25 protein-coding genes are annotated in these 23,506 nt (G+C 66.8%); 14 read left to right on the top strand and 11 right to left on the bottom strand.

Going from position 1 to position 23,506, the window contains the following annotated elements:
• Positions 1 to 61: 61 nt before the first annotated feature.
• Both bioD and WAN02_RS23580 read left to right on the top strand, forming a co-directional pair.
• Positions 62 to 742, top strand: coding sequence for a dethiobiotin synthase (gene bioD / locus WAN02_RS23585; protein WP_422266926.1), 681 nt, complete (start codon positions 62 to 64; stop codon positions 740 to 742).
• Positions 742 to 1,251, top strand: a complete 510-nt coding sequence (locus WAN02_RS23580) for a 2'-5' RNA ligase family protein (protein WP_422266924.1) — start codon at positions 742 to 744, stop codon at positions 1,249 to 1,251. The genes bioD and WAN02_RS23580 overlap by 1 nt, the downstream gene beginning before the upstream one ends.
• Before the next feature lies 1 nt (position 1,252).
• On the opposite strand, the gene WAN02_RS23575 is transcribed toward WAN02_RS23580, so the two are convergent.
• The gene (locus tag WAN02_RS23575) at positions 1,253 to 2,440 is read right to left on the bottom strand and encodes an NAD-dependent formate dehydrogenase (protein WP_422266922.1); all 1,188 of its coding nucleotides are present in this window, start codon (positions 2,438 to 2,440) and stop codon (positions 1,253 to 1,255) included.
• 138 nt (positions 2,441 to 2,578) lie between these two features.
• Positions 2,579 to 3,580: a cupin gene (locus WAN02_RS23570; protein ID WP_422266930.1), complete on the bottom strand. Its 1,002-nt coding sequence runs from the start codon at positions 3,578 to 3,580 to the stop codon at positions 2,579 to 2,581.
• A 205-nt stretch (positions 3,581 to 3,785) separates the two neighbouring features.
• Here WAN02_RS23570 and WAN02_RS23565 point away from each other — a divergent pair, with 205 nt between their 5' ends.
• Positions 3,786 to 4,463, top strand: a complete 678-nt coding sequence (locus WAN02_RS23565; RefSeq protein ID WP_422266920.1) for a GntR family transcriptional regulator — start codon at positions 3,786 to 3,788, stop codon at positions 4,461 to 4,463.
• A 22-nt stretch (positions 4,464 to 4,485) separates the two neighbouring features.
• On the opposite strand, the gene WAN02_RS23560 is transcribed toward WAN02_RS23565, so the two are convergent.
• Positions 4,486 to 5,034 (bottom strand): tat pathway signal sequence, encoded by a 549-nt coding sequence (locus WAN02_RS23560; protein WP_422266918.1) that lies wholly within the window; start codon positions 5,032 to 5,034, stop codon positions 4,486 to 4,488.
• A gap of 185 nt (positions 5,035 to 5,219) precedes the next feature.
• On the opposite strand from WAN02_RS23560, the gene budA reads away from it, so the two are divergent.
• Both budA and alsS read left to right on the top strand, forming a co-directional pair.
• A complete protein-coding gene (gene budA, locus WAN02_RS23555; protein ID WP_422266916.1) occupies positions 5,220 to 6,002 on the top strand; it encodes an acetolactate decarboxylase in 783 nt (260 codons plus the stop codon).
• Between the two features lie 13 nt (positions 6,003 to 6,015).
• Entirely contained in the window at positions 6,016 to 7,671 is a 1,656-nt protein-coding gene (gene alsS / locus WAN02_RS23550) for an acetolactate synthase AlsS (RefSeq protein ID WP_422266914.1), read from the top strand.
• Positions 7,672 to 7,674: 3 nt separating this feature from the next.
• Here the strand turns inward: alsS and WAN02_RS23545 are convergent, their stop codons facing one another.
• The 4 genes from WAN02_RS23545 to WAN02_RS23530 all read right to left on the bottom strand — a co-directional run bounded on the left by WAN02_RS23545 (position 7,675) and on the right by WAN02_RS23530 (position 11,668).
• Positions 7,675 to 9,033 (bottom strand): hypothetical protein, encoded by a 1,359-nt coding sequence (locus WAN02_RS23545; protein WP_422266912.1) that lies wholly within the window; start codon positions 9,031 to 9,033, stop codon positions 7,675 to 7,677.
• A gap of 49 nt (positions 9,034 to 9,082) precedes the next feature.
• Positions 9,083 to 9,463: a hypothetical protein gene (locus WAN02_RS23540; protein ID WP_422266910.1), complete on the bottom strand. Its 381-nt coding sequence runs from the start codon at positions 9,461 to 9,463 to the stop codon at positions 9,083 to 9,085.
• The gene (locus tag WAN02_RS23535; protein WP_422266928.1) at positions 9,460 to 11,238 is read right to left on the bottom strand and encodes a hypothetical protein; all 1,779 of its coding nucleotides are present in this window, start codon (positions 11,236 to 11,238) and stop codon (positions 9,460 to 9,462) included. Before WAN02_RS23535 ends, WAN02_RS23540 begins: the two co-directional genes overlap by 4 nt.
• Before the next feature lie 259 nt (positions 11,239 to 11,497).
• Positions 11,498 to 11,668, bottom strand: a complete 171-nt coding sequence (locus WAN02_RS23530) for a hypothetical protein (RefSeq protein WP_422266908.1) — start codon at positions 11,666 to 11,668, stop codon at positions 11,498 to 11,500.
• 195 nt (positions 11,669 to 11,863) lie between these two features.
• Here WAN02_RS23530 and bioB point away from each other — a divergent pair, with 195 nt between their 5' ends.
• The 6 genes from bioB to WAN02_RS23500 all read left to right on the top strand — a co-directional run bounded on the left by bioB (position 11,864) and on the right by WAN02_RS23500 (position 16,349).
• Entirely contained in the window at positions 11,864 to 12,898 is a 1,035-nt protein-coding gene (gene bioB, locus WAN02_RS23525) for a biotin synthase BioB (protein ID WP_422266906.1), read from the top strand.
• Positions 12,899 to 12,910: 12 nt separating this feature from the next.
• Positions 12,911 to 13,150 carry a hypothetical protein gene (locus tag WAN02_RS23520; RefSeq protein WP_422266904.1) on the top strand — a complete coding sequence of 80 codons (240 nt, stop codon included), beginning with the start codon at positions 12,911 to 12,913 and terminating at the stop codon, positions 13,148 to 13,150.
• Positions 13,147 to 13,767 carry a DUF2567 domain-containing protein gene (locus tag WAN02_RS23515; protein WP_422266902.1) on the top strand — a complete coding sequence of 207 codons (621 nt, stop codon included), beginning with the start codon at positions 13,147 to 13,149 and terminating at the stop codon, positions 13,765 to 13,767. Before WAN02_RS23520 ends, WAN02_RS23515 begins: the two co-directional genes overlap by 4 nt.
• Before the next feature lie 104 nt (positions 13,768 to 13,871).
• A complete protein-coding gene (locus WAN02_RS23510) occupies positions 13,872 to 14,540 on the top strand; it encodes a TetR/AcrR family transcriptional regulator (RefSeq protein WP_422266900.1) in 669 nt (222 codons plus the stop codon).
• Positions 14,541 to 14,605: 65 nt separating this feature from the next.
• On the top strand, positions 14,606 to 15,295 hold the full coding sequence (locus WAN02_RS23505) for a hypothetical protein (RefSeq protein WP_422266898.1): 690 nt from the start codon (positions 14,606 to 14,608) through the stop codon (positions 15,293 to 15,295).
• Positions 15,296 to 15,311: 16 nt separating this feature from the next.
• Complete coding sequence (locus tag WAN02_RS23500; protein ID WP_422266896.1) at positions 15,312 to 16,349, top strand: zinc-dependent alcohol dehydrogenase; 1,038 nt, start codon at positions 15,312 to 15,314, stop codon at positions 16,347 to 16,349.
• A 39-nt stretch (positions 16,350 to 16,388) separates the two neighbouring features.
• Here WAN02_RS23500 and WAN02_RS23495 read toward each other — a convergent pair whose 3' ends face one another.
• Both WAN02_RS23495 and WAN02_RS23490 read right to left on the bottom strand, forming a co-directional pair.
• A complete protein-coding gene (locus tag WAN02_RS23495; protein WP_422266894.1) occupies positions 16,389 to 17,732 on the bottom strand; it encodes a lipase family protein in 1,344 nt (447 codons plus the stop codon).
• A 63-nt stretch (positions 17,733 to 17,795) separates the two neighbouring features.
• Entirely contained in the window at positions 17,796 to 18,506 is a 711-nt protein-coding gene (locus tag WAN02_RS23490) for an NUDIX hydrolase (protein WP_422266892.1), read from the bottom strand.
• Positions 18,507 to 18,556: 50 nt separating this feature from the next.
• On the opposite strand from WAN02_RS23490, the gene nadA reads away from it, so the two are divergent.
• The 3 genes from nadA to nadC are packed head-to-tail and all read left to right on the top strand — an operon-like array spanning position 18,557 to position 22,070.
• A complete protein-coding gene (gene nadA, locus WAN02_RS23485) occupies positions 18,557 to 19,630 on the top strand; it encodes a quinolinate synthase NadA (RefSeq protein ID WP_422266890.1) in 1,074 nt (357 codons plus the stop codon).
• A complete protein-coding gene (locus tag WAN02_RS23480; protein ID WP_422266888.1) occupies positions 19,627 to 21,213 on the top strand; it encodes an L-aspartate oxidase in 1,587 nt (528 codons plus the stop codon). Before nadA ends, WAN02_RS23480 begins: the two co-directional genes overlap by 4 nt.
• Positions 21,213 to 22,070, top strand: coding sequence for a carboxylating nicotinate-nucleotide diphosphorylase (nadC, locus tag WAN02_RS23475; RefSeq protein WP_422266886.1), 858 nt, complete (start codon positions 21,213 to 21,215; stop codon positions 22,068 to 22,070). Before WAN02_RS23480 ends, nadC begins: the two co-directional genes overlap by 1 nt.
• Before the next feature lie 13 nt (positions 22,071 to 22,083).
• Here nadC and WAN02_RS23470 read toward each other — a convergent pair whose 3' ends face one another.
• On the bottom strand, positions 22,084 to 23,154 hold the full coding sequence (locus WAN02_RS23470) for a hypothetical protein (protein WP_422266884.1): 1,071 nt from the start codon (positions 23,152 to 23,154) through the stop codon (positions 22,084 to 22,086).
• Positions 23,155 to 23,166: 12 nt separating this feature from the next.
• Positions 23,167 to 23,506, bottom strand: a 340-nt coding sequence (locus WAN02_RS23465) for a hypothetical protein (RefSeq protein ID WP_422266882.1), incomplete at its 5' end; no start/stop codon positions are given.

The raw sequence follows: 23,506 nt of genomic DNA, 5'->3' as shown, positions 1-23,506 counted from the left end.
ATGACGACGATCTCGAGTTGGCCCGCGCGGTGCTGACCGACGTGCTCGCCGCGGCACGCCGTTGACGGTTCTCGTCATCACCGGGACCGGGACCGGGGTCGGTAAGACCATCACGACCGCGGCACTGGCAGCGGCCGCGCGCCAGGCCGGCGTTGACGTCGCGGTCTGCAAGCCGGTGCAGACCGGCACCGATACCGGCGACGACGACCTGGCCGAGGTCACCCGACTGACCGGCCTGGCCAAGGTGGTCGGGCTGGCGCGCTACCCACAGCCGCTGGCGCCGCTGGCCGCCGCCGAGCAGGCCGGAAAGTCACTACCGACGCGGCGCAACATGCTCAAACTCATTCGCGCAGTGGACCGTCGAGTGCAGCTGACCCTGGTCGAAGGAGCCGGCGGGCTGCTGGTCGAAATCGGCGAGGCAGGCATGACGTTGCGCGACCTCGCGGGTGATCTGGGCGCCGCCGCGCTGGTCGTGGCCACCGCTGAGCTCGGCACCCTGAACCACACCGCGTTGACACTGGAATCACTTGCCGCACAGGGAATTTCCTGTGCGGGATTGGTGATCGGCAACTGGCCGCCGCAGCCGGGGGTGGTGGAGAACTCCAACAGATTGGCACTGGTGCGGCTGGCGCCGCTGCGCGCCGCTTTGCCCGCCGGCGCCGGGTCGATGAAATCGAGCGAGTTCATGGCGATGAGCGCGCACGCATTCGACCGGGCCTGGGTGACCAGTCTGGTCAGCTGATGGTTCATTCGATCGAGCTGCTCTTCGATGACGAGACCGAAGCGACACTGCGCCGCATCTGGGACGACCTGTCGGCTGCCGACTTGCCGAGCAGGACTCCGGCCGGACGCCCGCACGTGACATTGGCGGTGGCCGACCGGATCGAGCCCGAGGTCGACGCACTGCTGCGGCCGGTCGCTCAGCGGTTACCGCTGGGCTGCACGGTCGGGGCGCCGCTGCTGTTCGGTCAATCGAATGCCATCCTGGCCCGACTCGTCGTGCCGTCGGCCGACCTGCTCGCCTTGCACGCCGAGGTGCACCGAATCTGCGGACCGCATCTCGTGCCGGAACCGTTGCCGCACAGCCGGCCCGGTGATTGGACGGCGCACGTCACACTGGCCCGTCGAGTCGAGGGTGCTCAACTCGGACCGGTCCTGCGGCTGGCCGGTCAACCGTCCCAGATCTACGGCAGCTTTGCCGGATTGCGACGCTGGGACGGCAGCGAACGCGTCGAGTACCCGATCAGCTGAGTTACTTGCCGCTGCTGCCGGGGCTCGCGCCACTGCCCGCGGTGTAGGACGCCTTGCCGGTGCCGGCCAACCCGCCACCGGACACGATCAGGTATTCGTCGCGAATTGGCCTGTCGGCGAAGAAGTCCTCGAGAATCTCCCGCGCCCCCGCCGCGTAACGGGCCTGGGCCGATAGCGAGGTGCCCGAGACGTGCGGCGTCATTGCCTCGTTCGGCATGCTCCGCCACGGGTGGTCAGCCGGTGGCGGCTGCGGATACCACACATCGCCGGCGTAGCCGGCCAGTTGGCCGCTCTTCAGCGCTGCCACCACCGCGTCGCGCACGCAGATCTCGGCGCGGGCCGTGTTGACGATGTAGGAGCCGCGCCGCATCGAGGCGATCAGCTTCTCGTCGAACAGGTGATAGGTCTGCGGGTGCAACGGAGCATGGATGGACAACACGTCGACCGAACGCGCCAGCGACGCGGCGTCGGGGTGATAGGTGACGTTCAGTTCCTTTTCGACCTCGGCTGGCAGTCGGCGAGTGTCGGTGTAGTGCAGGTTGACGTCGAACGGCGCCATCCGGCGCAACACGGCAGCGCCGATGCGGCCCGCGGCGATCACGCCGACGTCCATGCCCTCGACGTCGTAGCCGCGTTCGACGCAGTCGGCGATGTTCCAGCCACCGTCGGTGACCCACTGGTGGGACGGAACGAAGTTGCGGACCAGCGCGAGGATCTGCATGACGGCGTGCTCGGCGACGCTGATGCTGTTACAGAAGGTGACCTCGGCGACCGTGAGCCCGCGGGCGATCGCGGCGTCGAGATCGACGTGGTCGGAGCCGATCCCGGCGGTCAGGGCCAGCTTGAGGTTCTTCGCTTTGGCGATTCGCTCGGCGGTCAGGTATGCCGGCCAAAATGGTTGGGAAATCACGACATCGGCGTCGGGGAGCTCGCGCTCGAATTCCGAGTCCGGGCCTTCCTTGTCCGAGGTCACCACCAGTTGATGGCCGGCGTCTTCGAGAAACTTACGCAGGCCGAGCTCACCGGACACGCAGCCCAGCAGCTGACCGGGCGTGAAATCGATCGCCGAGGGGGTCGGCAACGTCTGACCGCCGGGGTAGCCGTGCAACACCGGGATGCTGTCGCGCGCATAGACCGGGGGATAGCCGGTGACCGGGTCCGGATAGAGAACAAGCAGTACCTTGGCCATGACCATTCTCCTCTGTGTTGACGCGCCGACTATCTGATGGGATTCAACCTAGACTTCGTCGCCTCGATCACCAATAGGCAGTACGAGCCCAAACTCATTGCAGCCCAGTAGATCATCGTGCGTCCCGTCTTTGGCGGTTCAGCCGGCGACCAAATCGCGGCGTTGGGTGAACTTGATGTCCAGGCTGCGCAGGTAGGTCTGCAGGCCAGCGTCCTGAACGGGGATCAGGTGTGCAGGCGTATCGGTCTCGTTGTAGTGGGCGTGCCACGTGCCCGGCGGGGTGGTGAAGGCACCGCCGGCCTGCCAGTCCACTCGGATCGGGTCGAGGATCTCGCCGCGCTCGTCGAGGCGGGTGCCCAGCAGCGTGTAGCAGCCGCTGGGTGGCGCATCGAGAATCAGATCCAGGGCGACCGACTGATGGCGGTGCGGGCGCTGCTCCTGGCCTGCGGGCAGCACACCGAACATGGCCCACAGCACGTGGGTGATAGTCAGCGTCTGTTCTTGGTCGGCGTTGGCCAGCAACACGCTGACCCGGCTCTTGTCGTTGGCGCCCGGGCGAGTGGCGATGTCCTCGAGCTTGGCGACGACGTCGGCGCGGCGGAACTTGGTGGGCCGGAACCGGGGCTGTGTCGCGTCGGCGCCGAGGTAGCGCAGCAGCGGTTCGTCGTGCACCCAGTACATGGCCGCCTCGGCGTCGGCGTAGAACACCGAGTGGGATCCGGCGGGCAGGGTCAAGAAGTCACCTTTTTCCCACTTGACCAGATGGCCGTTGATGGCCGCGAAGCCCCGCCCGCAGAGCACGTAGTACAGCTGGCTGGTGGCGTTCGGACTGGTGTCGATCTGCTCACCGGCGCGGATGCGTAAGAAGTTGGCCAACAGCGCCGGGCTCGTCGCCTCGCCGTCCTTGATCCCAAGCTCCCTGGACAGATCCAACGGCACCACACCGGTCGGTTGGTCCCGGTAGAGCTCGGGGCCGAACTGAACGATGGGCACCTGCGGCGCATGCCCCGAGCCAATCGGGTTGGCGGCCTTGGAGTACTCGAACAATCGGGCGTCATCGGCCCACTCCTCGAACCGGCCCTCGAACCCGTACTCGGCGACGTTGGTCATCGGCGCTGGAATTGTCGGGTCCAAATTCATCGATTCGGCAACTGACTGCTGCGGGTTCGTGTTCGTCACGGCCTGCCTCCTCTGCGGAACGCTTGTACCCCAATCGTATCTAACTTGTATCTCAGTTGCAACTGGCTCGGAACGCCAGCTCCTCGTCACATCCGCCGAACAGCGGTAACATGCGAAGACGGCCAGGGATACAAGTGGGATACGGCTTAGCTGCAAGGGGTGTGGTGTGGTACCGAAGGCAACTGGGAGTGGCCGGCCCGCAGCTAAGGACCGCGCGCTGGATTACGTCAAAACGCAGGTGCTCACGGGAGCGTTTCCCGGGGGGGAATTGATCAGCGAGGGTGAGGTCGCCACCGCTCTCGGGATGTCGCGCACGCCGGTGCGTGAGGCCTTCCTGCGACTGGAGGCCGAGGGGCTGCTGCGGTTGTACCCGCAGCGCGGGGCGCTCGTCGTGCCGGTTTCCTCTGAGGAAGCCCACGCGGTCATCGAGGCCAGGCGGGTTTTAGAGCAGTTCGCGTCGGCCAAAGTCATTGCACGCGGCCCCGCGGCGCGCGCAGCCGTGTTCGAGCGGCTGTTGGGGGAGCTGCAACGGCAGCGGGACGCCGCCGCGAGATCTGAGTGGGAAGAGTTCTCAGATGCCGACCGCGCCTTTCACGACGTCATCCTTCAGGAGTCGGGGAACGTCATCGTGGCCGGTTTCTACTCATCACTACGCGACCGTCAGATGCGCATGAACCGTGAATTGGTCATGCACGAGGAGCGGATCACCACGATCTTAGAAGAGCATCGCCTCTTCGCCGAAGCCGTGCGCGACGGGGATCTCGGACGCACTGAGGAGGTCCTGGGTATGCACCTCGCGAGCACGATGCGCACGCTTGGCCTTTCCGTCGAGCATCCGGCCTAGCGCGGCGAAGGGATTTCCTTCGTCACACTTGACGCCATGATGGCTGGCTCGGGTCGACGAGCTGCACGTCGACGGGACCAAGGCCGAAGATCGCGATAACCGCCGGGTCGGGCCGGCCGGTTGGTACGCCGTCGTAGTGCGGGGTGCGCGCGGTGCGCTTTACATAGCCACCCGGCCCGACCCCAACCGCGTCTTGCGGTTGGAAATCATTGCCGCTGTTGACAAACCAGGTGCCGAACACGACCATCTGAATCCGGTCGGTCGCATAGGTATGCGGCGCGCTGAACCACCCCGGATTCCATTTCATCAACACCAGATACGGCCCCGGGCTATTGAAATCTCCGTACAGCATGGCCATTTCGCCGCTGCGCGGCGGCAAGTTGCCCCATGGCTCGAAAGTGATGTCACGGTACGCCTGGGTGAACGTCTCGCTTGGGTCCGGGCCGGCCTCTGGTGGCGGCGCCACATTGAAATTGTCGAGTTTGACCGTCTTGTCACCGGCGGCGATCGTCGCCAGCAACAGTGGTGCCGCGGCCAGTAGCGATCGTCGGCCTAGTTCCATATCGCCCATCAGATGCCTCCACGTATTCGCCTGAAAGAAAAATTACGCCGCGATATCCAGTGCGCAACCGTTCGAACGCCCCGCCGACCGGGCACACCATCGTGACTGGATTGATAGCGGGAGGGTGGTCGCGTTGACGGCGCGGTCCGCGAGCGAAACAATCCTTAGCGCGTCGCGACGATGGAGATTCACAGATGGTGTCTGATCCGGCCGAGTCCCCCACCAGCCGTCTGCGCGGTTGGCTGCACGCGATGCTCGCATATCGCCACGGCAGCGAGGTCTACCAGACCTCGACGATGGGTGCCTTGCTCGACGGCGTGTACGACGGCGACGTGACGATCCGGGAGCTGTTGCAGCACGGCAACTTTGGCCTGGGCACCTTCAACGGGCTGGACGGCGAGATGCTGGTGCTCGACGGCATCTGCTACCAGCTACGTGGTGACGGCAGCGCACACGTCGCCGACGCTGACCAGTGCACCCCGTTCGCCGTCGTCACCTGGTTTGACGCCGACCGCTCGTTCGAGGTGACCGAGCCCGTCGACCGCGCCGGCCTCAAAGCACGCATCGACGAATCACTACCGAGTGCGAATTTGATCGTCGCTGTCCGGGTTACCGGCGATTTCAGCGTGATTCGCACTCGCACGGTCACCGCGCAACACCGCCCCTACCCGCCGTTCACCGAGGCCACCCAAGACCAGCGAGAGGTGACCTTCGGCGACGCCACCGGCACCCTGGCGGGATTTCGAATGCCGGACTACGAGCAGGGCGTCTCGGTGGCCGGCTACCACTCCCATTTCGTCGACGCCGAACGGCGCCACGGCGGACACGCCTTGGACTACCTGTTGACGCGTGGCCGGGTGGACATCAGTGTTCGCTCTGATCTGCACCTGAGCCTGCCGCGCACACCAGAATTCCTTGCCGCCGAACTGAATAAGACCGACATGGACACCCAGATCCGCCAAACCGAGGGGGAATGAACTGAGCAACAACGTGCGCTCCGCTCAACGCGTGATCGAAACCCTCGCCGCCTACGGCGTCCGATTCATCTTCGGCGTACCGGGCGCCAAGATCGACGCCGTCTACGACGCTCTGGCTGACGGTGGCCCCCAACTGGTCGTCTGCCGCCACGAGCAGAACGCTGCGTTCATGGCCGCCGCGGTCGGCCGGCTCACCGGAACACCAGGCGTCGCATTGGTGACATCGGGGCCCGGCACCACGAATCTGGCCACCGGACTGATCACCGCCACCACCGAGCAGGACCCGATGGTGGCGATCTGCGGTGCCGTGCAGCGGGCCGACCGGCTCAAGCGGACCCATCAGTCGATGGATGCCGTTGCGGCGCTGAAGCCGTTCACGAAGTACACCGGCGAGGTCAACGATCCCGATAACGTCCCCGAGGCGGTCGCCAACGCCATCCGGATCGCGCTCACCCAGCCGCACGGCGCGGCGGCCGTGGTGCTACCCGCCGACGTGCTGGCGGCCACCACATCAGCGGCAATCGTCGAGCCGACGCCGGTGCCGGCGTTGGGTCCCGCACCGGTAGGTCCAATTGCGCAGGCCGTCAACTTGATTCGGGCCGCAAAGTGCCCGGCCCTGTTCGTCGGCATTCGTGCCGGCGAGCCCGCGCCATGTGCGGCGCTGCGCGAACTGATCGCGGTCGCCGACCTCCCGGTCGTCGAGACATTTCAGGCGGCCGGTGTGGTCTCGCGCGAACTGGAAGATCGGTTCGTCGGACGGGTCGGACTGTTCCGCAACCAACCCGGCGACATCGTGATCGGCCATGCCGATGTGCTGGTGACGGTCGGCTTCGACCCGGTCGAATACGATCCGGGGCTGTGGAATCCGGATCGCTCCCGCACACTGATCCACATCGACGAAATGCCCGCCGATATCGACAACCACTACCAGCCCACCCTTGAACTGCGCGGCGACATCGCTGCGACGTTGACCGAATTGACCCCGCAATTGACCGGTCTGCGACTGGATGACGGCGTCAGTGTCCACATCGCCGAACAGCGGGCCGTGCTGCTGAACATCGACGAGGAGGCCCGCCAACGCCCCCAGACCGGCGGCGGCGTCAACCCGGCCGCTGTCGTCCTGAAGATCAGGGACCTGATCGACGACACCGCCACCGTGGCCTGCGACGTGGGATCACACTACATCTACATGGCCAGGCATTTTCGGGTGTATCAGCCTCGGCGACTGCTGTTCTCCGACGGCCAGCAGACCCTTGGTGTCGCGTTGCCGTGGGCGATGGCCGCCGCCCTGGTGCGGCCGGGTACACCGGTCGTGTCGGTGTCCGGCGACGGTGGATTTCTGTTCAGTGCACAGGAATTGGAGACCGCGACACGACTGGGCCTGAGCTTCACGCACGTGATCATGCGCGACAACACCTACGACATGGTCGCGTTCCAAGAGAAGCTGAAGTACGGCCGCACCTCAGGTGTGCAGTTGGGCGACTACGACATCGTTCACTACGCGGCCGCCTTCGGCGCCAAGGGTGTCCGAGTGGCCAGCCTGACCGAGTTCGAGGATGCGTTCACCCGGTCGCTGGCCGACCCGGGAGTGACCATTATCGACGTGCCTGTCGACTACAGCCGCAACACCGAATTGTTCGCCGAGCTGCATGACGGCGTCCTGGAATGACGTCTACGCGCTGAAGAGCAGGTACAACCCAGTGAAGGTGTAGCCGACCATGACCAGCATCATGGTCAGCTGGCCGGTGAGTTGGTGACCCGACGGCAGCAGCCGCAGCGCCTTGTCGTGCGCCGCGATCACCGCCACGATGTGTCCGGTCACCACCGATGTCACCTTGATGACAGCCAGCACCGTGGGATGCAGCGACAACACGTAGGCGACGTGTAAATGCCCCAGCCCCAGCAGGTTCCAGCCCTTGCCGAAAGGGTCGGCGAGGGCGAACACCGCCTGCTGCCCGCGCTCGACCAGATACGACAGGTAGTGCGCGAAGATGTAACCCACCACGATGGGAATCAGCGAGTGCGCCAGCTGGCCGGGTAGCGCACGGCGCTGCTCGCGGTCGATTCCGCCCGCCGCGCGCGCGGCCAGCGAGAAGGTCGTCCCCACCACAGCGACGAAAACCAGCATCCCGATAGTGCGCAACGCGGACAGCGAAAACGATACCGGCACATCGTGAATACTCCGGGCGAGGCCGTCAGCGAAGTTGCGCCAGGTAGCCGATGACGAGAAGCTGTCGAATGCGGTGGAGCCAAGCAGCACCGCCAGCACGGCGACGATGCCCGGCCGAATCGGCAACGACAGCAGATGATCGAAGGGGTTGCCGATCGCGATTCGCTGAGTCTTCGAGTCGCGCCGAAAGGGGCAGAGCCGCGAAACCGCCACGCTGTAGACGCCGAACGGGTCCGCTCGGGCGAACCATCGTTTCCCGCACAGCCAGGCACCGCCCAGCAACACCACGGCATAGATCAGCAGCCACGACTTCACCCACGGCAGCGCGGCCGGGTTGGGGCTGGCCAGCTCCAACCACACGAATGCGAACAACCCCACCGCGGCAGGCCGATACCCCCAGGACTCCGGATAGCTCAACCGTGGCTTGGCGAAGCGTTCCGGGATAATGCGTTGCAGCAGTAGGTAGAGCGTGCGCATCGGCGAGATGACCCGCCATACCGGCCCTACCAGAAGCGAAACCGCCACCAGCCCCACCCACAGCAGCACGTAGAAGACACCGAGCAGCGCGTTGGTCTGCGTTTGCGGTCCGCACAGCCCGGCCAGCAGCACCCACCCGGTGAACGCCAACGCCGCGACCGCCGCAAAACCGCGGACGACCCGTGCGTCCACGAAAGTCGTCACTACCGCCGGCAGCGCGCGAGTCGGATTTTCCGGATCAAACCGTGGCCGCTTCCAGGCGAGCGCGACCAGAGCGAAGGTGAAGGTCAACGCCCAAGCCGCGCCGATCACCGAAAACGCATACGGCACCGGGAGATCGCTCGACCCGCCAAGGCCGTGCGCGACAATGACCGCCGTGGTCATCGGCGGCGCTCCTCCTCATCGCTGCGCTCTGAATCGTCGCCGGCGCGTGTCACGGATGCACGTGGATGGTGGCGACGGTGCGGTCGAGATGGTGTAGCTCGACGTCGACGCTGCCCGGAACGTCAACGCTGAATTGGAATGTCTGATTGGCCGCTGCGGCCACCTCGAACTTGTGATCGGGCACCGAATGCACGTGCAACTCGTCGATGGCGTCGCTGGTCACATGCAGCGTAATCGGTTGGCGGACAGTTGCCTGCAGGGTCGCGTTGGCCGGCGTGACCTGCCCGTGGGCGATCGTGATGTCGATCGTCAGCCCGGCGCTGCCGGCCGGTTTCGACGCACCCCCGCACCCGGCCAGTGCTACCGCCAGTACTCCAACTAGAGCCGCAAGGAGTGCGCGCGGTGACGAGACTGCTGCCGCCGCCCTCATGCCGCCTTCGGGGGAACGCGATCCAATACCGATTCCTCCGGTTGCGTTGGGGCAGTGTCGTCCTCGTTGATCCGGCCGGCACCCCACGTCAGAGCGGAGACGACGCACAAGGTCAGGAACAGCACGACCACTCCGCCGGCGGTGAACAACCACGCGGGCACGCCCGGGTCACGCTCACGCTGAAGGATCGACACCTCGAATGTGAGGGGCTTGGTGCTGTTGAGCTGCACCGGGATTTCCTTGACGGGAATGGCGTCGTCAGCGGGCGCCCAGATCGGCACCGCAGCCAACGTGCGGCCGTCATGGATACGGACCAAGGTCTTCCAGGAGCCCCACACCGGGAGTGGACGATTCGACACGTAATGCCCGGGACCCACCTTGGTGAGCCGGTCGATCACCAGACCTCGTTCGTTGTTCATCCGGCCCTGCCAGGCCAGCACCGTGAGCCAATCCGGATGGTCACTGATGGCAGTGGGCGGATTGATCTGCACGTCGGCCGACACCATCCGCTGTCCCGGTGCGCTCGGCAGGTCGGTCAGCTTGACGGTCGCGGTGTCCTGACTGGGCACGTGAATGTGCAGGCCGTTGGCGACCGTGCCGCCGATGACGAGGACCGTGAGCGCCACCGCGGTGATGCCGATGCCCCGGCCCGGCAGGCGCTGGCCGGTGAGGACCATCCCGAGCATCGCCGCGCAGATGCCGACCAATATCGCCACCGGGACGGCCGTCGGCAGCGCTTCGCGCCACAGCGTGATCGGCCACGGATAGTGGTAGACCGCTCCGATCCACAGCGACTCGAGCCACAGGCCGACGGTGCCGATGCCCAGACCGGCGACGGCTCCGAACAAGATCGGCCGGCGGAACAGCGGGGTCAAGGCCAGCACCTCGACCACCAACGCCGGCCCCAGATACAGCGGGAACCAGTTGATCGCGGCGCCCAGCACAGGTCCCACGATCAGGGCTACCCCGCCGCGCAGCGCAATTGCGAACAACGCCGCGATGATCGCCGCACCTCGGCCCAGCGTGATGCGCGCCACGATCGTGCCGATCGCGGCGGCCGCGGCAATCAGCATCGGCTGGAAAACCAACCGGAACTGGGGCACTCCGAAGTCGAATTCAATCTGATAGACCGACATTCCGATGAGCAGCCCGCCACAGGACAGGTAGCGAACGAATCGGACGAAAGGGCGGTCTTTTCGCTCCAGTGCACCATCGGCGGGCGGGCTTGCCTGCAGGTATCGCTCGCCCTCGTACTCCAGCATCAGCACCGCGAAGAGGGAGAAGTTGGCGCCGCCGATCATCATCAGATGGGTTGGGCCCCAAAGCGTTACGTCTTGGCCGAAGATTCGGTGCCAGATGTCGTCGAGCGGGAAGCCGATCATCGCGTACATTCCGCAAGCTGCCATCAGAATGCCGCCGACGGGGGCGTACCAGTTGCGGGTGATCCGCACCGCGGCCGGGCCCGGCTTGTCGAACGGCAGTACCACCGAGATCATGCCGGCGACAAAGATGCCGAACAGGCCGATGATGATGAAGTAGTGGGCTGGGTTGGCCAACGGTCCGGGGTCGCGGCCGTTGCCGATGTGCCAGCTGACATCCCAGATGAAGCCGAACAGCGCACAGATGATCGATGTGGTGAATACCAGGACGGGCAGCGCGACCCACGACGGGCGGTCGAATTTTTGTCCCAGCCACTCTGCGGCGCCCGTTAGCCAGCTGATCCGATGCGTGCGATGCGCCCAGCCGACGTACAGCATTACCGCGCCGATCACCATCCCGGCGACGGAAAGGCCGATCACTTGGTTGAGGCCGGCGCCGCGCGCCGGCGGATCTGCTGCGAGCAGTGTCAGTTCCACCGTGATACCTCCCACCGCACTGTGGCCCGCCCGAGAAGTGTCGGGCGGGAACTTACTTCACAGTAGGTAGCCTGCGAGCTCTGCGTTCAAACTTCGGCTGATTTGCTGCCGCGTGCCTCAGTCACGCCGTTCGTCGGCAGTGTCGCGGTTGGTCGCCTGCGGATCCTCGTCGACGGCGCTAATGGCGCCGCTCCTCCTCATCGCTGCGCTCTGCATCGTCGTCGGCGCGGCGCCGATCTCTGATCGCGACATACAACACCACGGCGACGACGATCACGGCCGGCAAGAACGCCGGTCCGGCAAGTAGGAGCCAATGGTGACCCACGTATTCGACGTGTGCACTACTCAATTGCGTTCACCCCCGGGGCTCCGGTGCCTACCCCTATCAGGTACCCAATCGCCGCCGCGCCGACCACATGACGTTTGTGCAGGTGCACACCGCTAGCCTAGCCTGGGCACCGTTCAACGCTGGTTGTGAGAAGCCCGGGTCCGCTGCGTCCCGAATGCGCGGACAGCACAAAGACAAACACTTAAGGAGTAGCTGGTGACTCAGGCGGCGACTCGGCCAACATCCGACACCGACCGCACCGACATCCTGGCGGTGGCTCGTCACCAGGTGCTCGAGGGTGGCGAGGGGCTGAGCCAGCAGCAGGTGCTGGAAGTGCTGCAGCTGCCCGACGAACGGCTCGAAGAGCTGTTGGCATTGGCGCACGAGGTGCGGATGACCTGGTGCGGTCCCGAGGTCGAGGTCGAGGGGATCATCAGCCTGAAGACCGGCGGCTGCCCCGAAGACTGTCACTTCTGCTCGCAGTCCGGGTTGTTCGCCTCGCCGGTGCGCAGCGCCTGGCTGGACATCCCCAGCCTGGTCGAAGCGGCCAAGCAAACCGCCAAGACCGGCGCCACCGAGTTCTGCATCGTCGCAGCGGTGCGCGGGCCCGACGAGCGGTTGCTGGCGCAGGTGGCTGCAGGCATCGAGGCGATCCGCGATGCGGTCGACATCCAGATCGCCTGCTCGCTGGGGATGCTGAGCGCCGAGCAGGTCGACCGCCTCGCCGCGATGGGCGTGCACCGCTACAACCACAACCTGGAAACCGCCCGCTCCTTCTTCCCCAATGTCGTCACCACGCACAGCTGGGAAGAGCGCTGGGAGACGCTGTCGATGGTGCGCGAGGCCGGCATGGAGGTGTGCTGCGGAGGCATCCTCGGCATGGGCGAGACGATTGAGCAGCGCGCCGAGTTCGCCGCCAACTTGGCCGAGCTGGACCCCGACGAGGTGCCGCTGAACTTCCTCAATCCCCGACCCGGCACGCCGTTCGGCGACCTGGAAGTCCTGCCGGCCAGCGAAGCGCTCAAAGCGGTGGCCGCGTTCCGGTTGGCCTTGCCCCGGACCATGCTGCGGTTCGCCGGTGGGCGCGAGATCACCCTCGGCGATCTCGGCGCCAAGCAGGGCATCCTGGGCGGCATCAACGCCGTGATCGTCGGCAACTACCTGACCACGCTGGGGCGGCCCGCTGAAGCCGATCTGGAGCTGCTCGAGGATCTGCAGATGCCGATCAAGGCCCTCAACGCGAGCCTGTAGAGCGAGACATTGATGCTCCGCGATCTGCCCACGCCGGTGGGGGCGGGGGTTTATAACGTCTACACCGGCGCCCGCGTCGACGACGCGGCCGGCATTACCGTGCCCACGGCGGCCCAGCTGGGTCTGGAGCCGCCCCGGTTCTGCGCCGAATGCGGGCGCCGCATGGTGGTGCAGGTCCGTCCCGACGGCTGGTGGGCCACATGTTCGCGGCACGGTCGGGTGGACTCGGCCGATCTGGAGTCGCGACGATGACCGACGTGCGGACCCGTGGCGCGCCGCGGATTTCTCGACGGCGAGCGGCCATCACAGTCACGGCGGGACTGCTGCCGGTCGGCGCGCTCGTCGGCGCCCTGTGGGCGTGGCTGGCCCCGCCGGTCAAGGGGGCGGTGGCGTTGACCCATAGCGGTGAGCGGCTGCACGAATACCTGGGCAGCGAAGCCGATCACTTCTTCGTCTCCGCATTCCTGATGCTGGGGCTGCTGAATGTCGTTGCCGCGGTGGCTGCCGTGCTGGCCTGGCAGTGGCGGCCACATCGCGGTCCCGGGATGGTCACCGGGCTGTGTATCGGCATGGTGATCGCGGCGGGCGCCGCGGTCGGCGTTGGTGTGCTGCTGGTGCACTTGCGTTACGGCACACCAGATTTCGCTGCTGCGCCGGTGAGCCACGACCACCCGCTGTACTACGTCACTGAGGCGCCGTCGGTGTTCTTCGGCCCGTCCTGGCTGCAGAGCGCATGCACGCTGCTGCTGCCGGCCGCGACCGCTGCATTGGTCTACGCGGTGCCGGTGGCGGCGACCGCCCGGGACGATCTCGGCGGCTATCCGGCAGTCAAGACCGTGTATCCGGCTTCCGGAACCGACTCGTCATAGCGGACGGCGCTGCAGGTCGCGGGGTTGATTGCAGGCCATTTCCTGATCAGGTGATCGCACCGCGCGATTGACTCCACCCAAACGTACGCGTACGTTTACTGCTTGTGGCTAGGACCGCGCAGGGGCGTGCCGCGGCGGCGGCGCTGAGCCGCGACAGGGTCGTTGACGAGGCGATGATGATCGTGGCCGAGCGCGGGCTGGCGGGGCTGAGCATGCGAATGCTCGCGCAGCGGTGCGGGATCGGGACGATGACGCTGTACGGATTCGTAGCGACCAAGGACGAGCTCGTCGGCGCGATCGGCAACCGCATCCTCGACCTGCTGGTGCTGCCTGACGCGGCGCTGCCATGGCAGGAGCGGCTGCGACGGCTCTACCAAGGTCTGCGCACGGTGCTCGGCGCGCATCCGGAGCTGGCGCAGATCTTCGCCACGCAACACATCAACGGGGACGCCGCCTACCGCGCGGCCGAGGTGGCGATGACGGCGTTCGGCGACGCCGGCCTCGACACGGGAGGGGCTGTCGCGGCGTTCACTGCGTTCAGCGGCTTCGTGATCGGCTTCGTCCAGCAGGAGGCGGCACAGGTCGCAGGCGGGGTCCCGCTCGATCGCCGGCTTGCTGGTCTGGCGGCGCTGCCGCGTGCGCAGTACCCGGCGATCCTCGCCGCGGGCGCCGACTTTCTCGACCGCACCGACGGCGCGCACTTCGCCGCGGGGCTCGAGTTTCTCATCGACGGGATCCGGACCGATCGCGGGACGGCCACCACTGCCCAGTAGAAGAGAGCGCAATGAACAACGATTGGCAGGACAGGCTTTGCGCATATGCGGGAATGGCGTTCCCATTGCTGTTCTTCGTCGGCTGGGGCCTGGTAGCGGGCTACCTGCTGCCGCTCCACGGCCCCGGCGATACGCCCTTGCAGGTTCAGGCGTTCTATGAAGACCACACCACGCTGATCCAGGTCGGGATCATCATCACCATCGCCGCGGGCGCCCTGCAGGCACCGTTCTCCGCCGGCATCGGGATGCAGATGATGCGAATGAACGGCGGCCGGCGCTCGCCGCTCGCCTACACGCAGATGATGCTCGGCGCCGCCAACGTGCTGCTCGTGGTCATCCCGATGTTCGTCTATGCAGCGCTGGCCTTCCGTCCTGCCCAGCGCAACCCGGACACGATGCAATTCTTCTCCGACTTCGGCTGGCAGATGTTCATCGGCGCATTCTCTCCGGCGGTGTTACAGGCAATCTGCTTGGCGCTGGCGGTATTCGGTGACAAGGGAACCACGCCGGTCATGCCGCGCTGGGTCGGGTACTTCAACGCGTGGGTGGCCACACTGTTCCTGCCGGGCGCGATCGTGATCATTGCCCACAGCGGCCCGTTCGCGTGGAACGGGGTGCTCGCCTTCTGGATCCCGGCTGTCGTGTTCGGCAGCTGGTTCAACGTGATGGCTGTCGTGTTGCTCAAGTGCATCAAGCAGCAACGCGCCGAGGCGGAGGCCGTCGGCGCCACCGCTGACGGCTTGCAGCCTGCTTGAGTGACAAGAAGGACCGATGAAAGCCGCCGTTTATAACGGGCCTGGCCAGGGTCTGCGCATTGACGAGGTCCCGGACCCGACGCCACAACAAGGGCAAGTGGTCGTGCGTGTGGAGTGTGCGTGCGTCTGCGGAACCGACATCTCGCTGACCCGGCCGCGGGACAGCCCCACCCTGTACGGGCCGATCGTTGATGAGCTGTTCGTCGGCGGCGCCGTGCTGGGCCACGAGTATGGCGGCGAGGTGATCGAGGTCGGTCCGGGGGTTACCTCGCTGCAGGTCGGCGACCGGGTGGCGCCGATGACCTTCGCCGGGTGCGGGCACTGTGAGCAGTGCCGGTCCGGATTCCCCCAAGGCTGCGCACAGGCGACGAGCCGGATGGGCGGCTTCGCCCAGTTCGCCGCCGTCTACGAGCACGCGAGCGTGAAACTGCCCGAGCGATTCTCGGCGGTCGAGGGGGCGCTCGTCGAGCCGCTGGCCACAAGCCTGGCCACCGCTGCGGTGGCCGGCGTCTCATCGGTCGGTCGCGTGCTGGTGCTCGGCGCGGGCGCGCTGGGTTTGGGAGTCGTCCACTTCGCCAAGCACCTCGGTTCGGCGCGTGTGGCGGCGGTCGCCCGCACCGACGCCAAAGCCGGCGTAGCTCGCCGGCTGGGCGCTGATGCCTTCCTTACCCAGGGGCCTGACCTGGCTGCCGAGGCGACCGAGGCGCTCGGCGGCGCGCCGGACGTCGTCATCGAGACCGCTGGAGTGCCCGGCCTGATCGACCAGGCGATACTGACCGTGGCACCTGGCGGCACCGTGGTCAGCGCCGGGCTGTCCCTCGACCCGGAGATGACGAGCCATACGATCGCCGCGATGAAGGGCCTGACCCTGCGCTACAACGCCGCCTACACGGTGTCCGACTTCCATCAGGTCGTGGCTCTGCTACCGGGCAGCGGGATTGCCGAGAGCGGGCTGGTGGGAGCGCCGGTCGCGTTCGACGCATTCCCTGCCGCATTCGAGGGCCTGCACGCCGGCGGCGCCGCGCACAAGGTCGTGCTCAACCCCTGGTTGTGAGGCGGCCCGATCTGGATACGGAGCCGCCTTGCCGACTCGTCACAGCGGGCGGTGGTGAACTGCCTTGCCAGTGATCACCTTGGCCGCGATCACGGCCAGCCGCGCCATTCCGACGTAGGTCGCGGGGTTGAACATCGTCGGCCATTTCGTTCGGATCACATGATCGCTCAGCGGCCGGCGGGTGTACCGGTCCTGCAACCAGCGCAGCGCCATCGGCGCCGACAGCGGATGCAGCAGCAGGTGCTCGTTGAACGCGTCGCGGTGATAGGTCACGTCGGCTCCGCCCGCAGAGTAGGCGTCGGCCAACCGGTCGATGTCCTCGACGTCGATCAGATAGTCGTGCACGGCCTGCACGATCAGCACCGGCGGCGTGGGCACCTTGGCGCCCAGCCTGATGCTGTCGAAGACGTGCTGAACCTCGGGCATGCTCAGGATTTCCTCGAGTGGCCGGTCGAGGTACACACCGACGTCCTTCTTGACCATCCGGAGCACCGCGCCGACTGTGGTCATGCTCTCCAGCCGCTGCAGCAGTGCGCGGCCCTCGTCGCTGGCGTGCTCCTGGATGACCCGGTTCAAGTCGGGGTAGATGTGCATCAGCGCGGCGATCACCATGGCTGGCAGGCCGGACAAATAGGTGCCGTTGAGCCGGCGGAAGGTGTGGCCGAGATCGCCGACCGGTGATCCGAGCACGGCGCCGACGACGTCCAGCTCGCGCGCGTAATCGGCGCACAGCTCGGCAGCCCACGCCGTCGCCAGCCCGCCACCCGAGTAGCCCCACAGCGCCACCGGCGCCGAGGAGGACAGCCCGAGTCGCTCGGCATCCAGCGCGGCCCGAACCCCGTCGAGAATGAAGTAACCGGGCTCGAAGGGCGCACCCCACATGCCGGTGCGGCCCTCGTGGTCGGGTATCGACACCGCCCAGCCCTCAGCCAGGGCGGCGGCGATCAGTAGGTATTCCAGCTGAGCCAGCGACCCGATGGCCTGCGCGCGTCGCCGCAACGCGTACGACGGAAAACACCGGGACGACACGGCGTCGATCGCGCATTGGTACGACAGCACCGGGCAGGGCCGGTCGGGCGTGACGTCAGCGGGCACGATCACCGTCGTCGCCGTTGCCGCCGGCCGGCCGTTCATGTCGGTCGTCCGGTAGAGGAGCTGGGTGGCCATCGTCCGCTGCGGGATCAGGCCGAGAAATGCCAGCTCGACGTCGCGCGAACGCAGCACCGTGCCGGGGGTGGCGTGCTGGTAACCGGTCGGTGGCTCGTAGAACGGGTCCTCGGTTGGCAGCAGCGGGCGGGCCTTGGCCTGCAATTCCTCATGGGGCGCCCGACCGATCCACTCGGCACCGGTTTCGACCGCGCTCGCAAGGTTGCCAATGTCCATCGGGGCATTCTTGCTTAAGGGGGTATTAAGAATCCAGTCGGCCCGCCGGTGAGTCGTCCACGTTCACGTTGAGCCGGGCGGCCGCAGCGCGGCGAACTCGTCGGTGACCCGTAGCTGTGAATCGGTGAACCGGTACAACGCAGCCGGTCGACCACCGCTGCGGCCGGAGTGCGCGACGGTGCCGGTTGGGCTGATCACGCCGCGGCGGGCCAGCACGCGCTGCAGGTTGGTGGTATCCACTTGATGACCCAAGGTGGCGCTGTAGATGTCGCGCAGCGTCGACATGGCGAATTCGGTTGGAGCCAAGGCGAATCCGATGTTGGTGTAGGACATCTTGGCGACCAGGCGGGTTCGTGCGTGAGCGACCATCGGGCCGTGGTCGAACGCCATCGGCGGCAACGCGGTGACCGGGTGCCAGCGGGTGTCGGATGGCAGCTCCGGGATGGCGGGGGAGGGAACCAGGCCCAGGAACGTCGACGCGATCGTGCGCGTGCCGGGCAGCCGATCGGGCTCGGAGAACACCGCGAGCTGCTCCAGGTGCGCGACTTCCCGCAGATCAACCTTTTCGGCCAGCTGGCGGCGCACCGACGTCCTCATGTCCTCGTCGTGGCGCAGCTGGCCGCCGGGTAGCGACCACGCACCACGCTCGGGATCTTGGGCGCGTTGCCAGAGCAGCACGCTGAGCTCGGGCTTCTGCGTCATCGGGCCTGATCCGAGCCCGCGAACCTGGAACACGACAGCGAGCACTTCGTGCGCAGTGCTACCATGGGCCATGTTTTCGATTATAAGTCGAAAACCCTTGCCGGGAGGCGAAAGGATCGACTATGGCAGTCGTGAATTGCACCGATGTGCGGTCAAACGGACTGGATATTGACGTGGCAAACGATCTGGCTGCGAGAATCACCAACTCCCCCAATGGTTTCGGTGGCATCGACGGCGACCAGCAATGGGCTGCCGAGATCCGTCGGCTGGCCGACCTGCGAAACGCCACGATCCTGGCGCACAACTATCAGCTGCCGGCCATTCAGGATGTCGCCGACCACGTGGGTGACTCATTGGCGCTTTCCAGGGTCGCGGCCGAGGCGCCCGACGACACCATCGTGTTCTGCGGCGTGCACTTCATGGCGGAGACCGCGAAAATCCTCAGCCCGAACAAGACCGTGCTCATCCCAGATCAGCGGGCCGGATGCTCGCTGGCCGACTCGATCACACCCGAAGACCTGCAGGCCTGGAAGGACGAACACCCAGGCGCGGTCGTCGTCTCCTACGTCAACACCACCGCCGCGGTGAAGGCGCTCACGGATATCTGCTGCACGTCATCCAACGCCGTAGACGTGGTGGAATCCATCGACGCCGACCGCGAGGTGCTGTTCTGCCCGGATCAGTTCCTCGGGGCGCACGTACGCCGGATGACGGGCCGCGACAACGTCCACGTGTGGGCCGGCGAGTGCCACGTGCATGCCGGGATCAACGGTGACGAGCTCGCCGATCAGGCCCGCAAGCACCCCGACGCAGAGTTGTTCGTGCACCCGGAATGCGGTTGCGCGACCTCGGCGCTGTATCTGGCCGGGGAGGGCGCGTTTCCGGGCGACCGGGTCAAGATCTTGTCGACCGGCGGGATGCTGGACGCCGCGCGTACCACCCGGGCCCGCCAGGTCCTGGTCGCCACCGAGGTCGGGATGCTGTATCAGCTGCGCAACGCCGCCCCTGAGGTCGACTTCCGCGCGGTCAACGATCGCGCGTCGTGCAAGTACATGAAGATGATCACCCCCGCCGCGCTGCTGCGTTGCCTTCTCGAGGGCGCCGACGAGGTTCACGTCGACGCCCAGATCGCGCAGCGGGCGCGCCAAAGCGTGCAGCGGATGATCGCGATCGGCCAACCGGGCGGCGGCGAATGAGCATTCACCCGGCCTGGCAGGAGAATGCCGACGTCGTTGTCATCGGCACCGGTGTCGGCGGTCTGGCTGCGGGGCTGGCTGCGCACCGCGCCGGCCGACGGGTGGTCGTGCTCAGCAAGGCCGGCCGCAAGCCCGGAGCTACGGCGACGCACTACGCCCAGGGCGGGATTGCCGTGGTGCTGCCCGACACCGACGACTCGGTCGACGAGCACGTCTCGGACACCGTGGCCGCCGGTGCGGGGCTGTGCGATCCCGATGCGGTCACGTCCATCGTTGCTGACGGCTTCCGGGCTGTCACCGAATTGGTGGGCGACGGAGCGCAATTCGATCAGGCAGCGGCCGGCGGTTGGGCGCTCAGCCGCGAAGGCGGACACTCGCGACGGCGTATCGTGCACGCCGGCGGCGACGCCACCGGAGCCGAGGTGCAACGCGCCCTCGACCATGCGGCGACCACGCTGGACATCCGGACCAAGCACGCCGCGCTGCGATTGCTGCACGACACGGCTTCGGGAACCGATGCCGTGACCGGCGTGCTGGTGGCCGATCGGCGGAGCATCGGCATCATTCACGCGCCGTCAGTGATCCTGGCTACCGGCGGACTCGGCCAGCTCTACGGCGCGACCACCAACCCCACCGGCTCGACCGGCGACGGTATCGCGCTGGCGCTATGGGCTGGGGTCGCGGTGAGCGACATCGAGTTCATCCAGTTCCACCCGACCATGCTTTACGACGGCCGCGAAGGCCGTCGCCGACCACTCGTCACTGAAGCGATTCGCGGCGAGGGTGCGGCTCTGGTTGACAGCCAAGGCAATTCGGTGACTGCGGATGTGCATCCGATGGGGGATTTGGCGCCACGCGATGTGGTGGCCGGCGCTATCGACGCCCGGCTGCGCGCGACCGGCGACGAATGCGTTTACCTCGACGCCCGCGGTATCGAGGATTTCGGGCGCCGCTTCCCGACCGTCGCCGCCGCCTGCCGGGCGGCTGGTATCGACCCGATTCGTCAACCCATCCCGGTTGCCCCGGGCGCGCATTACAGCTGCGGCGGCGTGGTGACCGATGTCCACGGTCGCACCGAGCTGCCGGGCCTGTTCGCCGCCGGCGAGGTCGGCCGCACCGGGATGCACGGCGCCAACCGCTTGGCGTCCAACAGCCTGCTCGAGGGACTGGTGGTCGGAGGCAGGGCAGGCCGAGCCGCCGCCGAGCACGCAGCGTTGCTCGGGCGCGTCCGCGCGACGGCAGGGGAGCCGGCCTGTTGTGCGGCGTTGGCCCGCGGCGACCTGCAGCGGGCGATGACTCGCGATGCCTCGGTGGTCCGCGACGCTAATGGCCTGCAGCGATTGATCGGAATGCTGTCGGAAGCCTCGCTGAGCACAGTCACCACCCGGGCCGGCTTCGAGGACGCGGCACTGACCGTCGCGGCTCGCGCGGTGGCGACCGCCGCGCTGGCCCGTGAGGAGAGTCGCGGTTGTCATCACCGGGCCGAATACCCCGATGCGGCTGCCGGACCGGCGCGCAGCCTGGTCGCTCGGCTCGACGCCGACTGCGGCGCGCAGGTCGAGGAGCTGGCGGCGGTCTGCTGATGGGCCTCTCTGACGAGGAGGTCGTCGAGGCTCATGCCACGATCGCGCGCGCGCTCGAGGAGGACCTGCGCTACGGCCCGGACATCACGACAGCGGCGACCGTGCCCGAAGGCGCCATGACGACGGCGTCGCTGATCACCCGTGAGCCCGGCGTGATCGCCGGGGTCGACATTGCAATCCTGGTGCTCGACGAGGTGCTCGGCCGCGACGGCTACCGGATCGTCAATCGCGTCGAGGACGGGGCTCGACTGCAGCCTGGTGCGTCGGCGTTGACAGTGGAAGCGCCGATGCACGGCCTGTTGACCGCCGAACGCACACTGCTGAACATGGTCTGTCATTTATCCGGGATCGCCACCGCCACCGCGGCCTGGGTGGACGCGGTGGACGGCACCAAAACCAAGATTCGCGATACCCGTAAGACGTTGCCCGGTCTACGGGCCCTGCAGAAGTACGCGGTCCGGGTCGGTGGTGGCGTCAACCATCGGCTCGGGCTGGGTGATGCGGCGCTGATCAAGGACAACCATGTCGCGGCCGCCGGCTCGGTGGTCGCGGCGCTGCGCGCGGTGCGGGCCGCCGCACCCGACCTGGAGTGCGAGGTCGAAGTCGACTCGCTCGAGCAGCTCGACGAGATCTTGGCCGAGGGCGCCGAACTGGTGTTGCTCGACAACTTCCCGGTCTGGCAGACCCAGATTGCGGTGCAGCGCCGCGATACTCGGGCACCGGGCACCAAACTCGAGTCCTCGGGCGGGCTTTCACTCGACACCGCTGCGGATTACGCCGGCACCGGAGTGGACTACCTCGCAGTCGGAGCGCTCACCCATTCGGTACGGGTGCTCGACATCGGTCTGGACGTCTAGGGCGAAGCACCGATCACCACCGCGGCGGTGCGGCGCCGCGGCCGAAACCCCACGTCGACTGGCCCAGTCTCGGTTTGCTCACTTCATCAGGCGTTGGCCGAAAATCGGCCTGCAGCAACGGTTCCGCGTCTGATCCTGCGCTGATGGCCGAACAGGGCGCCCTGAATTCGCAGTCACGGCAATGCCCGGCGAAGGTCGGGTAGATGGTTGGCCAACCGGTCATATCCACCGCTTCGGCAGCGATCAGCGCTCCCACCGAGGTGATTTCGTGGCGGCTGCGGCGGATGCGAGTACGACGCAACAGCCCCGCGGTGAGCTGCTCGGTGCGTTTCGTCGCCTCGCCGCGTGATGCCTGCGCCGAAACCCGTTGATGTTGAGGGACCGATCGACCACCGCCGCTGGCCTCGTGTTGGGCGACTGCTTTCGGCGCGCGTCTCGCCGCGGACCCGGCGGGTGGGAATTCGAGTGGGCCGTCGATGCGCACCTCGTTGTGGATGGTGCCGGCGACCTGGACTCCGATGTAGTCGTGCTCGAACGCCCAACAGGCCGCCACCGCCTGCTCGTCGCGGTCCCACCGGTCGACGTCCTGCCACTCGTCGACGATCTGATGGCAGACCACCCAATATTCGTCGGCGGCGTCGACGGCCACCAGGTCGATCCGGCAGCGATAGATCACCGGTGATCCGTCGTGCACCAGCAATCCGCACTCGAGGTCGTCGGGATCCGGGACCAGCGCTTCGACATCGAGGTTGATCTTGACCGGCGCGAAGTCGTCGACCGCATGCGCCCAGGCGTCATAGCAGTCCAGGAGCGCCGTCCCGTGGTTGAGCGACTCGGTTGCGCCGGCCTCGCCCAGCGAGCGCTCGAGCGCTTTGTGCACCAACGGCTGGGTTACCTCGTGTTGCCAGTCCCAGGTGCCCGGGTAGTAATACACGGCCAGCGCGTCCTTGAGCGCGGCAGGGAGCGCGGGCTCGGCGAACCCGCTGGATCGCAGGTTGCGACGATGCGGCGAGGCGAAGTCCCACTGGCGCCGGCAGCGTTTGAACCGGGTGCGCTCCGCCGCGGTGATTGGATAGTCGACCATCTGTCCAGCCGTTCAGTGCTGGTGGGCGTGGTCGGGCCAAGGCTCGTCGATCGGCCACCGACACCGGTCGGCGGTGTCGGCCATCGACTCGAGCTCGGCGAGCAGGTCGTCGAAGAACGCGCGCAGCCGTTCCGGCTCGTCAAGAGGCCAGGCGGCGGAAATCCACATCCACACGTCGGGCGCGGCGGGCGCGGAGCGGGTTTCAACGACAGTCAAGAATCGCCAGTCGTAGCAGTTGCCGCGGCGTTCGAGGTACACGAGGTCATCGCGACCGGGGCCTGCCGCCACGATCGAGGCGAATAATTCATCACGAGTCATGCCTGCGCCCCGTCTGTCCAGGATAGGCGCGCTG

The sequence above is a fragment of the Mycobacterium sp. genome, from assembly GCF_049281135.1.
GTDB lineage: Bacteria > Actinomycetota > Actinomycetes > Mycobacteriales > Mycobacteriaceae > Mycobacterium.
The sequence above is the reverse complement of the archived record's forward strand: the minus strand, read 5'-3'. Positions and strand labels throughout refer to the sequence as shown.